Source organism: Streptomyces sp. NPDC031466 (genome assembly GCF_055581265.1).
On the sequence record NZ_JBVIJT010000003.1, the window covers coordinates 447,694 to 460,940 of the forward strand.

The window sequence follows — 13,247 nt, forward strand, 5'->3', positions numbered from 1 at the left end:
CCCCGGAGCACTGAGGTCTCCCGGGTGGCGCCACCGCGCTGTGTGCGGCCGGACGGCGGAGCCACCCGATCGGGTGCCGCGCGGGCCTTTTCCCGGCGGCTCGGCGGCCCCCGTCGCAGACTCGGGGCATGGACGCGATGATCCCGGTCAAGGACGCGATGATCCCGGTCAAGGACGGCGAGGTCTGGGCCCGCGACTCGGGCGGGCCCGGGGGCCCGGCCGATGGTGGCCCGCCCCTGGTGCTCGTCCACCCGGGAGTCGGTGACTCCCGCATCTGGGACCCCGTCCTGCCGCGCCTCACGGAGCGCCATCGGGTGATCCGCTACGACGCGCGCGGCTACGGCAGGTCCCCGGCGCCCAGTGCCCCGTTCTCCCCGGTGGCGGACCTGACCGCGGTCCTCGACCACTTCGGCGTGGCCCGCGCGGTCCTCGCCGGGTCCAGCATGGGCGGTGCCGCGGCCCTCAGCCTCGCCGTCGGCGACCCGGCACGGGTGGCGGGCCTAGCCCTGGTGGTCCCGGGTGTCACGGGCGCCGAGGACCTCCTGACGCGCGACTTCACGGCCGAGGTCGGCCGGCTGGCCCGGGCGGGCGACCTCGACGGCATCGTGGCGCTGACGATGCGCACCTCCGGCGCCGCCGGCACGGGCGCCGACGCGCAGGCCGAGGCGTACGTCAGGTCGGTGGTCCCGGCGTGGCTCGCCGGCCACCCGTACCACGTCCCCGACCCGCCCGTCCTCGACCGCCTCGGCGAGATCGACGTGCCGTGCGTCCTCGTCATCGGGGAGCACGACCGGCCCGAGGTGGTCCGCACCAACGAGGAGATGGCCGAACGCATCCCGGGCTGCCACCTCGTACGCCTCGCCCACAGCGACCACTTCCCGACCCTGCGCGAGCCGTCGGCGGTCGCGGACGCCATCCTGGAGGCGTGCGCGGCGGCGCGCTGAGGCCCCGCCGCCCGACCCGGCACCGCGCCGCCGGTCACCCGGACCGGCAGGCGCGGCTCACCGCGTCACCGTCAGTGGCCGTGGCCACGCCCGTGGTCGGGTCCGTGGTCGTGCACGCCGTTCGTGGCGGCGATCTGCTTCCACGACTTCGGCCGGACGGGCGTGGCCGAGGAGCGGGCGAGCCCGGCCTCCCGCGCGGCCGGGGCGTCCGGCCGCGACGGCTGGTAGAGCCAGGTGTCGAACAGCTCCGCGAGCGGCTTGCCCGAGACCTTCTCCGCGTACTTCACGAAGTCGCCGACCTTGGCGTTGCCGTACTTGTACTGCTGCGGCCAGCCCTTGAGGACGGCGAAGAACGACTCGTCGCCGATCTCGTTCCGCAGCGCCTGCAGGGCGAGCGCCCCCCGGTCGTAGACCGCGCCGTGGAACTGGTTGTCCGGACCCGGATCGCCCGGCTTGACCGTCCAGAACGGATCGTCGGCGGGCCGCAGCGCGTACGCGTAGTCCGCGAGCTCCTGCGCCGTGCCCTCGCCCTCCTTCTCCGACCACAGCCACTGGCTGTAGCGCGCGAAGCCCTCGTTGACCCAGATGTCCTTCCAGTGGTGCACGGAGACGCTGTCGCCGTACCACTGGTGGGCGAGCTCATGGACGACGATGGACGCGTTGGAGCCGTTCGCGAACGCCGCGGGGCTGTAGAACGGCCGCGTCTGGGTCTCCAGGGCGTAGCTGCTCTTCACGTTCGGCACATAGCCGCCGAGCGCGTTGAAGGGGTACGCGCCGAAGACCGTCTCCAGCCACTCCGCGACCTCGGTCGTGCGCTCGATGCTGGCCCGCGCCGCGCCCGCGTTGTCGCCGAGGTCCTTGCTGTAGGCGTTGAGGACCGGCAGGCCGCTCTCGGTCTTGTCGGTCGTGATGTCGAACTTGCCGACCGCGAGCGTGGCGAGATAGCTCGCCTGCGGCTTGTTGGAGCGCCAGTTGAAGCGGGTCCAGCCGAGCTTCGAACTCTGCGACTGCAGAACGCCGTTGGATATCGCCTGGCTGCCGTCGGGCACGGACACCGACACGTCGTACGTCGCCTTGTCCAGCGGGTGGTCGTTGGAGGGGAACCACCACACGGCGGACGCCGGTTCCTGCGCCGCGACGCCACCGTCCGGTGTGCGGTGCCAGGCCGTGTACCCGTTGATCTTCAACTCGGAGGGCTTGCCCGCGTACCGCACGACCACGGTGATCTGCGTGCCCTTGGCGAGACCCGCGGGCGGGGTGATCTCCAGCTCCTGGTCGCCGGTCTTCTCGAACTTCGCCTTCTTGCCGTTGACCCGCACCTCGGAGACCTTGAGACCGAGGTCGAGGTTGAAGCGCGAGAGGTTCTGGGTGGTGCGGGCGTTGATCGTGGCCGTGCCCTCCAGGAGGTCGGTCCCGGGCTGGTACTTCAGCCTCAGGTCGTAGTGGGAGACGTCGTATCCGCCGTTGCCGCTCGCCGGGTAATAGGGATCGCCGATGCCCGGCGCCCCGGGGGAGAAGTCGGCGGCCGATGCCGGGATCGCCAGCAGGAGAGAGGCCGCGAGCGCGCCCGGGGCGATGAGTCTGCGGTGCACGTCAAGCTCCAAGTCGTAGGGGCTCAAGATCGGTTCGTCTTGTCCGACGACCCTATTCAGCCCGCCCCGCACAGGTCATGTCCATGGCCCCCTCTGTCACACGATCGCCATTCGGCCGACATGTGCCGCTATGCCCCACGAACCTGACGCGGCGCGTACGGCCCTCTGTCGCACCGGAGTTCACCGGTGTACCTTCCGCGCCATGCCGATACGCGCGCGACGCACCCGTCTCCTGTGGAGAGTGCTGCTGACGGCGGCCCTCGCCGCCCTGATGGCCACACTGATGTCCCCGGTCGCGGCGCAGTCGGCCGCCGACGCCCCGCGCGCACCCGGCGAGGCGCCCCGCCGCGCGGGCGAGAGCCGGCCCGTGTACTCGTACGAGAACGCGATACGCGAGTCCGTGTGGGTCGACACCGGGATCGACGGCGACGCGAACGGCCGGACCGACCGCGTCGCCGTCGACATCGTCCGCCCCCGCGAACTCGACCGCACCGGCCGCCGCATACCGGTGATCATGGACGCCAGTCCGTACTACGCCTGCTGCGGCCGCGGCAACGAGAGCCAGAAGAAGACGTACGACGAGCACGGCGACCCCGTCCGCTTCCCGCTCTACTACGACAACTACTTCGTGCCCCGCGGCTACGGCTATGTCGCCGTCGACCTCACCGGCACGAACCGCTCCGACGGCTGTGTCGACATCGGCGGCCGCTCCGACGTCCAGTCGGCCAAGGCGGTCGTCGACTGGCTGAACGGCCGCGCCCGCGGCTACACGAACCGCACCGGCGACGAACGTGCCCGCGCCACGTGGACCAACGGCAGAACGGGCATGATCGGCAAGAGCTACGACGGCACCATCGCGAACGCCGTCGCCGCCACCGGTGTCAAGGGCCTGAAGACGATCGTGCCCATCGGCGCCATCTCCTCCTGGTACGACTACTACTTCGCCAAGGGGGCCCCGCTCTACGGCAGCGGCCCCGACGGCCTCGCGAGGGCCGTGGAGAGCCCCGAGGCCCGCGCCCGCTGCGGCGCCGCCCATCAGCGGCTGATCGACGGAGCGCCCCGCAGCGGCGACTGGACCCGCCTGTGGGACGAGCGGGACCACGTCCCCGACGCGGGCAAGGTAGCGGCCAGCGTCTTCGCCGTGCACGGCATGCAGGACCTGAACGTGCGCACCAAGCACTTCGGCCAGTGGTGGGACGCGCTCGCCGAGAACGGCGTGGACCGCAAGGTCTGGCTCAGCCAGGCCGGCCACGTCGACCCCTTCGACTTCCGCAGAACCCACTGGGTGTGCACCCTGCACCGCTGGTTCGACCACGAACTGCTCGGCCGTGACAACGGCGTCGACCGCGAACCGATGGCCGACATCGAGCGCGCCCCCGACCACTGGACCACCGACCGCGTGTGGCCCCCGCGCGGCACCGACACCGCCACGCTGCGCCCCGCGAAGGGCACCGCACCCGGCGTCGGCACGCTCGGCCCGCGCCCCGGCAGGGGCACGGAGACCTTCACCGACGACCCGGGGCTGAGCGAGACCGACTGGGCCGAGCGGATCCACACCGCCACGCCCGCGAAGGCCGGGTTCGTCAGCCGGCCGCTGGGCCGCGACCTGCGCCTGTCCGGCTCATCGAGGGTGACGGTCACCGCGACCCCGACGACCCGCACCGCCCACCTCTCCGCGGTCCTGGTCGACCTCGGCCCCGCCACCATCCGGGACTACGCCGACGAGGACGAGGGCATCACCACGCTCCCCGCACGCACCTGCTGGGGCGCGAGCACCACCGGCGACAGTTCCTGCTTCAAGGACACCAGGGCGAAGACCACCGACGTCGACTACACGATCTTCAGCCGCGGCTGGGCCGACCTCGGCAACTGGGCGGACGCCCGGCACGGCCGCCCGCTCACCCCGGGCAAGCCCCACACCATCACCCTCGACCTCGCCGCGAGCGACCACGTCGTCCCCAAGGGCCACCGCCTCGCGTTGATCGTGGCGGGCACCGACAAGGGCCTCATCGAACGCCCCGCCGACACCCCGACGCTCGCCCTCGACCTGGCCCGCACCTTCGCCGAGCTGCCGCTGGTGGGCGGCGCGAAGGCGTTCACCACCTCCGCGTCCACCACCCCCCGCGCACCCCGTCTCGACGGCGTGGCCCCGCCGCGTCCGCTCAACCCGCTCCCGGGAGGCAGCACTTCATGACACCGCGCATCCGCACCCTGGCGTTGTCCTGCGCCACCGTCGCCCTCGCCGCACCGCTTCTGACGGCACCCGCCCAGGCGACCCCGAAGCCGCCACGCACCGGGTTCGAGGAGAGCGAGGGCGCCCGCTGGACCACCCAGCCCGAGGAGCAACGGCTCCTGGCCGCCGTGGACAAGGCGAGCAAACGGGTCCGCGTCTCCCGCATAGGCACCACCGGGCAAGGCCGCCCCCTGCAGCTGGTCCGCGTCGGCGAGCGCCCCACGAAGAGCGTCGTCCTGCTGATCTGCAGCCAGCACGGCGACGAACCCGCGGGCCGCGAGGCCTGCCTGTCGACCATCCGCGACCTCGCCCACGCGAAGGACGCGAAGACCCGGCGCTTCCTGGCACGCACCACGCTCCTGTTCGTGCCCACGGCCAACCCGGACGGCCGCGCCGCCGACACCCGCGGCAACGCCGACGGCGTCGACATCAACCGCGACCACATCGCCCTGAAGACCGCCGAGGGCCGCGCCCTGGCCGCCGTCATCCGCGACCACCGGCCCGACGTCATCTACGACCTGCACGAGTACGGCGCCACCCCCAAGTACTACGACAAGGACCTCTTCGACCTCTGGCCGCGCAACCTCAACACCGACGAGGCGGTACACGAAGAGGCCCAGACCCTGTCGAAGGCGTACGTACGACCGGCCGCCGAGGCCGCAGGACACACCATCGGCACCTACGGCATCTGGACGGACCCCGTCACCGGGGACCCCATCAAGCAGACGGCCGGAGACGGGCAAGAACGCATCCTGCGCAACATCTCCGGCATCAAGCACGCGGCGGGCCTGCTCATCGAGAGCCGGGTCGACCCCCTCACGGAGGCGGAGAAGAACGACGAGGCGCTGAACAACCGCCGCCGGGTGACGTCCCAAACCGCCGCGCTCGAAGGCCTCTTCGCCTTCTCCGACGAGCGGCGCGGCCGCCTGGAGCGCGCCACCGACGCCGCCCGCGCCGAGGGGCTGCGCGACCGCGGCCCGGTCTACCTCGGCGGCGCCGACAACGACCCCGCCGAACCGTCCGAGGTCATCCAGGACCCGCCCTGCGGCTACCGCCTGGACGCCGGGCAGTACGCCGACATCAAGGACGAACTGGCCCTGCACGGCGTGACGGTGGAGCGCGGCAAGTCCGGCGCCCGTGTCCCGCTGCGGCAGTCGGCGCGGGCCCTCGTGCCGCTCCTGCTCGACGAGCGTGCGCCGTATCACATGGTCACAGCTCGGCCCGACATGGACTGTTGAGCGCCTGAGACGCCGGTCACATGTGGTAGGGGGTATCGGAGAACAAAGTTTTGACTCAACCGACCCCCTTGAAAGGTGTCACCTGTGACGCAGGATCAGCGACAAGCGGACGACGGGGGAGGGTCGCGGGAGATCATGGCGCCCGCCCCCGGCGGCCGGTCCCCGAGCACGGACCGGGTGGTGTTCGGCGTGACCGCCGTGCTCACCCTCGCGTTCGTGGTCTGGGGCGCGGTGGCGACGGACTCGCTCAAGAACGTCACCACGGACATGCTCGACGGCCTGATGCACAACGGCGGCTGGTTCTTCATGCTGACCGCCACCGGGTTCGTGGTCTTCGCGCTCTGGCTGGCCGTCAGCCGGTACGGGAAGATCACCCTCGGCAAGGAGGGCGAGGAACCGGAGTTCCGCACCGTCTCCTGGGTCGCCATGATGTTCAGCGCCGGCATGGGCATCGGCCTGATGTTCTACGGGGTGAGCGAGCCCCTGGCGCACTTCACCGCACCGCCGCCGGGCACTGATCCGGCCGACTCGGCCGCGGCGATGGAGACCTCCATGGCCACGACCCTCTTCCACTGGACGCTCCACCCCTGGGCCATCTACGCGGTCGTGGGCCTCGCCATCGCCTACAGCACGTTCCGGCGCAACCGGCGCCAGACCATCAGCGCCGTCTTCGAACCGCTCATCGGCAAGAAGCACGCCCACGGCACCTGGGGCCGGATCATCGACATCCTGGCCATCTTCGCCACCCTCTTCGGCTCGGCCGCCTCCCTCGGCCTCGGCGCCCTGCAGATCGGCAGCGGCATCGAGGTGCTGGACTGGATGGACGACGCGGGCACCGGACTGCTCGTCGTGATCATCGGCGTGCTGACCCTGGCCTTCGTGGCGTCCGCCGTCTCCGGTGTGGAGAAGGGCGTCCAATGGCTGTCCAACATCAACATGGTGCTCGCGCTGCTGCTCGTGGTGTTCGTCTTCATCGCGGGCCCGACCGTCATCATGCTCGACATGCTGCCGACGTCGCTCGGTGCCTACCTCGACGACCTGCCCCAGCTGATCGGCCGCACCGAGGCCTCCAGCGGCAAGGGCGTCGCGGACTGGCTGAGCGGCTGGACGGTCTTCTACTGGGCCTGGTGGATCTCCTGGACGCCCTTCGTCGGCATGTTCATCGCCCGCATCAGCCGCGGCCGTACGATCCGTCAGTTCGTCGGCGGCGTCATCCTCGTGCCGAGCACGGTCAGCCTCATCTGGTTCGCGGTCTTCGGCGGCAGCGCCATGACCGTCGCGGACCGGGGCGGCCTCAAGGGCGAGACGACACCGGAGGCGCAGCTCTTCGGGCTGCTCCACGAGTATCCGATCGCGACCGTCACCAGCCTGCTCGTGATGCTCCTCGTGGGCATCTTCTTCGTGTCGGGCGCCGACGCCGCGTCGATCGTCATGGGCACGCTCTCCCAGCGGGGAGCGCTCGAACCCGGGCGGTTCGTCGTGATCTTCTGGGGCATCGTGACCGGTGCCGTGGCGGCGATCATGCTGCTCATCGGCGACGGCTCGGACGACGCGCTCACCGGCCTGCGCAACCTCACGATCCTGGTCGCCGCGCCCTTCACACTCGTGATGATCGGCATGTGCGTCTCCCTCATGAAGGACCTGCGCCACGACCCGCTGATCGTGCGCGGGGAGCACGGCACGGAAGCCGTCGAGAAGGCCGTGATCGCGGGCCACGAGCAGTACGACGGCGAGTTCGAGATCCGCATCGGCCCCGCCCAGAACGACGGCGAGGACCTGGCGGGCGACGACGACCCGGCCCGCACCCGCTGACCCGGCCCCGGGAGCGGCACACCCCGGACGTGCCGCCCCCGGGCTCACCCCGCGTCCAGCGCCCCCGGCGCGACTACGCCCTCGACCACGCGTACGCAGCGACCCGCGTCCCGGGCGGCCGGGGGCACGGCGTCGCCGCCCCGACCGAGCGAAGTGGGGCGTGCCGTGCTCACCTCACCCCTCTGGTGGGGATACTCACGGCATGTCTGCCCGGTACGCGACTTTCGCCCTGGCACCGGCCGCCCGCGCCGGTGGAGTTCTCGCCAACGGTGACTACCAGGTCCACCGTGACTTCGTGGACTTCATCGTGGACGGCCGGCCCCTGCTCTTCCGCCTCTGCGACCTCGACGCGGTCTCGCCGCTGGCCGCCGACATCCCGCCCGCCATCTTCACGGCCCACGTCCGCAGGCTCCTCCTGGAGGCCGAGGCACCGCTGCGCGACGGGCGGTACGTCATCTACGGCTGCCCCGCGTGCGAGAGCCTGGAGTGCGGCGCGGTCACCGCGGTCATCGAGAAGGCCCCCGACGGCGGCGACGACTTCGTCTGGCGCGACTTCGCCTGGCAGACGGCGGAACCCGCCGACCTGGCACGCAACGGCTACCACGGCATGGGGCCCTTCCGCTTCCACGGCGACCAATACCGCGAGGCGCTCGGCCAGTTGCTCGCCGCCGATGCGCCGCAGGCCCGCCGCAGGGTCCTGCTGATCGGCCCCCGCGTCGCGCTCCTCGCCGAGCTCGCGGCGGCGCTGCGCGCGATCGGCGTCGGGCGCGGAGATCGCCGCCGACACGGCGGGCGTCGCACCCGGTGAGCTGCGCACCTACGGAGCCGTCGCCTTCGGCCGCGCGGTGCCCGACGAGACCCGGCGGGCGGTGCGCGCGGCCTTCGAGGGGGCCGGGGCCGAGGTCGCCTACGTGGACGGCCTCGCGCCGATAGTGCCCCTCCTGGTGGCCCAGATCGAGCACGCCCTGGACCGCAGCCCGCGAGAGCAGCGCCGGCTCACCGGCCTCGCCGCGTGCCGGGACACGGCGCGGCTCCAGGTCACCTCGACGTGCCGGGTCCAGCTGATCGCGTACCGCGTGGACCGCCTGGCCCGCGCGCACGTCCACGAGGTCCTCGACGAGGTCCTCCAGGCGGGGGAGCACCGGGTGCCCCTGGCCGCGAAGGCCACGAAGGGCGATTCCTACGTGGTGGCGCGCACCTCCACCGGCGTCCTGGTCGCCCCCACCGCCGCCCGCTGAACCGACCGGCACCCTGCGGGGCCGCACCGGCCCGGCCGTAGGATGACCCCCTGATGACCGCAACCCTCGTCGCCAAAGACCTCACCGCCGCCCACGGCGACCGCACCCTCTTCGCCGCCCTGGACCTGGTCGTCGCCCCCGGCGACGTCATCGGCCTCGTCGGTGCCAACGGTGCCGGCAAGTCCACCCTCCTGCGGCTGCTCGCGGGCCTGGACACCCCCGAAGGAGGCGAGCTGCGGCTTTCGCCCCCGTCCGCCTCCGTGGGCCACCTGCCCCAGGAGCCGGACCGCCGCCCCGGCGAGACGATCCGCGCGTTCCTGGCCCGCCGCACCGGCGTCGCCGAGGCCCAGCGCGTCCTGGACGAGGCCACCCAGGCCCTGGTCGACGGCGCCCCGGGCGCCGACGACGCCTACGCGGACAGCCTGGAGCGCTGGCTGGCCCTCGGCGGCGCCGACCTGGACGAGCGCGCCGAGGAGGTCACGCAGGACCTGGGCCTGAGCGTCGGCCTGGACCAGGAGATGACCTCCCTCTCCGGAGGCCAGGCGGCCCGCGCCGGCCTCGCCTCCCTCCTCCTGTCCCGCTACGACGTCTTCCTCCTGGACGAGCCCACCAACGACCTCGACCTGGCGGGGCTGGAACGCCTGGAGAGCTTCGTCAGGGGCCTGCGCGCCGGCACGGTCGTGGTCAGCCACGACCGTGAGTTCCTCAGCCGCACGGTCACCAAGGTCCTCGAACTCGACCTGGTCCAGCAGCAGATCAACCTCTACGGCGGCGGCTACGACGCGTACCTGGAGGAGCGCGAGGTGGCCCGCAAGCACGCCCGCGACGACTACGACGAGTACGCGGACAAGAAGGCGGCGCTCCACGGCCGCGCCCAGATGCAGCGCTCCTGGGCCGACAAGGGCGTCAAGAACGCCCGCCGCAAGGCAGCCAAGGCGGGCGGCGGCGACAATGACAAGATCGGCCGCAACTTCCGCGCCGACGCCAGCGAGAAGCAGGCCGCCAAGGCCCGCCAGACGCAGCGCATGATCGAGCGCCTGGACGTCGTCGAGGAGCCCCGCAAGGAGTGGGAGCTGCGCATGGAGATCGCGGGGGCTCCCCGCTCGGGCGCGGTCGTGGCGAGCCTGCGCGAGGCGCGGGTGCGCCGGGGCGACTTCACCCTCGGCCCCGTCACGCTCCAGATCGACTGGGCGGACCGCGTCGCGATCACCGGCGCGAACGGCTCGGGCAAGTCGACGCTGCTCGGCGCCCTCCTGGGGCGCGTCCCGGTGGACGCGGGCCACGCGGCCCTCGGCTCGGGCGTCCTCGTCGGCGAGGTGGACCAGGCCCGCGCCCTCTTCCACGGCGAGGAGTCCCTGCTCGACGCGTTCTGCGCGGCGGTACCGGACACCGAACCCGCCGAAGTCCGCACGCTCCTGGCCAAGTTCGGCCTGAAGGCGGAGCACGTGCTGCGCCCCGCGGCGACGCTCTCACCCGGCGAACGCACCCGCGCGGCCCTCGCGCTCCTCCAGGGCAGGGGCGTCAACCTCCTGGTCCTGGACGAGCCGACGAACCACCTCGACCTGCCCGCGATCGAGCAGCTGGAGGCGGCCCTGGAGTCCTACGAGGGCACGCTGCTGCTGGTCACGCACGACCGCAGGATGCTGGACGCGGTGAGCGTGACGCGCCGCCTGGAGGTGGCGGCGGGCGAAGTGACCGAGCTGTCGCTCTGACCTCCGCCCCGCCCCCTCGTCAGCCCCGCTTCGGATCGACCAGACCGGCCCGCCGCAGCGCCTCGGCCATCGCGTCGTTGGCGGGCGGCGGGCCCTGCCGCTGCGGCTTCTGCCCGCGCCGGCCCTGGCCGCCCTGCCCCTGGCCGCCCTGACCCTGGCGTCGCTGCTGAGGCGGGCGCCCGCCGCGCTTCGGCCGCTCCGCGCCGGCCTCGCCCGAGGGGGCCGCCTCGTCGTCGAGGCGGAGCGTCAGCGAGATCCGCTTGCGCGGGATGTCGACGTCCATGACCTTCACCCTGACGATGTCGCCCGGCTTGACCACGTCCCGCGGGTCCTTGACGAAGTTCTCGGACATCGCCGAGACGTGCACCAGACCGTCCTGGTGCACCCCGACGTCCACGAAGGCACCGAACGCGGCCACGTTCGTCACGACGCCTTCGAGGATCATCCCCGGGGCCAGGTCGGAGATCTTCTCCACGCCGTCCTTGAAGGTCGCCGTCTTGAAGGCGGGACGCGGGTCGCGCCCGGGCTTCTCCAGCTCCTTCAGGATGTCGGTGACCGTGGGCAGACCGAAGACCTCGTCCACGAAGTCGTCCGGCCGCAGCGAACGCAGCGTCGCCGTGTCGCCGATCAGCGAGGAGACCTGACCGCCCGCCGACTTCACCATCTTGCGCACCACCGGATACGCCTCCGGGTGCACGCTGGAGGCGTCCAGCGGGTCATCGCCGCCACGGATGCGCAGGAAGCCCGCGCACTGCTCGTACGCCTTCGGGCCGAGGCGGGGCACGTCCTTGAGGGCCTTGCGGCTCTTGAAGGGGCCGTTCGCGTCGCGGTGCGCCACGATGTTCTCCGCGAGGCCCGCGCCGATGCCGGAGACCCGGGCGAGCAGCGGGGCGGAGGCGGTGTTGACGTCCACGCCGACACCGTTCACACAGTCCTCCACGACGGCGTCCAGCGAACGCGACAGCTTCACCTCCGACAGGTCGTGCTGGTACTGGCCGACGCCGATCGACTTCGGGTCGATCTTCACCAGCTCCGCGAGCGGGTCCTGGAGCCGCCGCGCGATGGAGACCGCGCCGCGGATCGACACGTCGAGGTCCGGCAGCTCCTGCGAGGCGAACGCCGACGCGGAGTACACCGAGGCGCCGGCCTCGGAGACCATCACCTTGGTGAGGTTCAACTCCGGGTGCTTCTCGATGAGTTCGGCGGCGAGCTTGTCGGTCTCGCGCGAGGCCGTGCCGTTGCCGACGGCGATCAGGTCGACCGCGTGCTTCCTGGCGAGCCCGGCGAGCGTCGCCAGCGACTGGTCCCACTTGTTCGCCGGGACGTGCGGGTGGATCGTGTCGGTCGCGACCACCTTGCCGGTGGCGTCCACGACGGCGACCTTCACGCCCGTACGGAAACCGGGGTCGAGGCCCAGCGTCGCGCGCGTGCCCGCGGGCGCCGCGAGCAGCAGGTCGCGCAGGTTGGCCGCGAAGACCCGCACCGCCTCGTCCTCGGCGGCCGTACGCAGTCGCAGCCGCAGGTCGATGCCGAGGTGGACGAGGATGCGGGTCCGCCAGGACCAGCGCACGGTGTCCTGGAGCCACTTGTCGCCGGGGCGGCCCCGATCGGCGATGCCGAAGCGCCGGGCGACCATCCCCTCGTACGAGGAAGGGCCCTCCACGGGCTCCTCGGGCTCCAGGACGAGATCGAGGACCTCCTCCTTCTCGCCGCGCAGCATGGCGAGCACGCGGTGCGAGGGCAGCTCCTTGAAGGGCTCCGCGAAGTCGAAGTAGTCGGCGAACTTGGCGCCCGCCTCCTCCTTGCCCTCCCGTACCTTCGCGACGAGACGGCCGCGCACCCACATGCGCTCGCGCAGCTCGCCGATGAGGTCGGCGTCCTCCGAGAACCGCTCGGCGAGGATCGCGCGCGCTCCGTCGAGAGCGGCCTGCGGATCGGCCACGCCCTTGCCGGCGTCCACGAACGCGGCGGCGGCCGTCTTCGGCTCCACCGCCGGGTCCGCGAGCAGCCCGTCGGCCAGTGGCTCCAGGCCCGCCTCCCGGGCGATCTGCGCCTTGGTGCGCCGCTTCGGCTTGAACGGCAGGTAGATGTCCTCCAGGCGCGCCTTGGTGTCGGCCTCGCGGATGCGGGCCTCCAGGTCGGCGGTGAGCTTGCCCTGCTCACGGACCGAGTCGAGGATCGCGGCGCGCCGCTCCTCCAGTTCGCGCAGATAGCGCAGCCGCTCCTCGAGCGCGCGCAGCTGCGCGTCGTCGAGCATCTCGGTCGCTTCCTTGCGGTAGCGCGCGATGAAGGGCACCGTCGAACCGCCGTCGAGCAGGTCGACGGCGGCCTTCACCTGCCGCTCCCGTACGCCGAGCTCCTCGGCGATCCTGCCTTCGATGGACGAGGGAGTGGACGTCTTCAAAGCTGCCACGTTCCGGTACCGCCTTCTCGCTGGGGTTGCCGGGCAATTGTGGCAGGTGGCACCGACGACGGGGG

Annotated in this window: 7 protein-coding genes and 1 pseudogene; 6 read left to right on the forward strand and 2 right to left on the reverse strand. The window is 72.1% G+C overall.

Going from position 1 to position 13,247, the window contains the following annotated elements; translation table 11 throughout:
- Positions 1–128: 128 nt before the first annotated feature.
- Complete coding sequence (locus ACZ5GP_RS07990) at positions 129–944, forward strand: alpha/beta fold hydrolase (protein WP_468749978.1); 816 nt, start codon at positions 129–131, stop codon at positions 942–944.
- Between the two features lie 71 nt (positions 945–1,015).
- Here ACZ5GP_RS07990 and ACZ5GP_RS07995 read toward each other — a convergent pair whose 3' ends face one another.
- Positions 1,016–2,536, reverse strand: coding sequence for a M1 family metallopeptidase (locus ACZ5GP_RS07995; protein WP_468750164.1), 1,521 nt, complete (start codon positions 2,534–2,536; stop codon positions 1,016–1,018).
- 202 nt (positions 2,537–2,738) lie between these two features.
- On the opposite strand from ACZ5GP_RS07995, the gene ACZ5GP_RS08000 reads away from it, so the two are divergent.
- The 5 genes and pseudogenes from ACZ5GP_RS08000 to ACZ5GP_RS08020 all read left to right on the forward strand — a co-directional run bounded on the left by ACZ5GP_RS08000 (position 2,739) and on the right by ACZ5GP_RS08020 (position 10,769).
- Positions 2,739–4,730, forward strand: coding sequence for a Xaa-Pro dipeptidyl-peptidase (locus ACZ5GP_RS08000; RefSeq protein WP_468749979.1), 1,992 nt, complete (start codon positions 2,739–2,741; stop codon positions 4,728–4,730).
- Positions 4,727–6,007, forward strand: coding sequence for a M14 family metallopeptidase (locus tag ACZ5GP_RS08005; RefSeq protein WP_468749980.1), 1,281 nt, complete (start codon positions 4,727–4,729; stop codon positions 6,005–6,007). Before ACZ5GP_RS08000 ends, ACZ5GP_RS08005 begins: the two co-directional genes overlap by 4 nt.
- Before the next feature lie 135 nt (positions 6,008–6,142).
- Entirely contained in the window at positions 6,143–7,819 is a 1,677-nt protein-coding gene (locus ACZ5GP_RS08010; RefSeq protein WP_468750165.1) for a BCCT family transporter, read from the forward strand.
- A 202-nt stretch (positions 7,820–8,021) separates the two neighbouring features.
- Positions 8,022–9,057 (forward strand): annotated as a pseudogene (locus tag ACZ5GP_RS08015) (oxidoreductase).
- A gap of 53 nt (positions 9,058–9,110) precedes the next feature.
- Positions 9,111–10,769, forward strand: a complete 1,659-nt coding sequence (locus tag ACZ5GP_RS08020) for an ABC-F family ATP-binding cassette domain-containing protein (RefSeq protein ID WP_468749981.1) — start codon at positions 9,111–9,113, stop codon at positions 10,767–10,769.
- 19 nt (positions 10,770–10,788) lie between these two features.
- Here the strand turns inward: ACZ5GP_RS08020 and ACZ5GP_RS08025 are convergent, their stop codons facing one another.
- Positions 10,789–13,182 (reverse strand): Tex family protein, encoded by a 2,394-nt coding sequence (locus ACZ5GP_RS08025; protein WP_468749982.1) that lies wholly within the window; start codon positions 13,180–13,182, stop codon positions 10,789–10,791.
- Between the last annotated feature and the right edge of the window lie 65 nt (positions 13,183–13,247).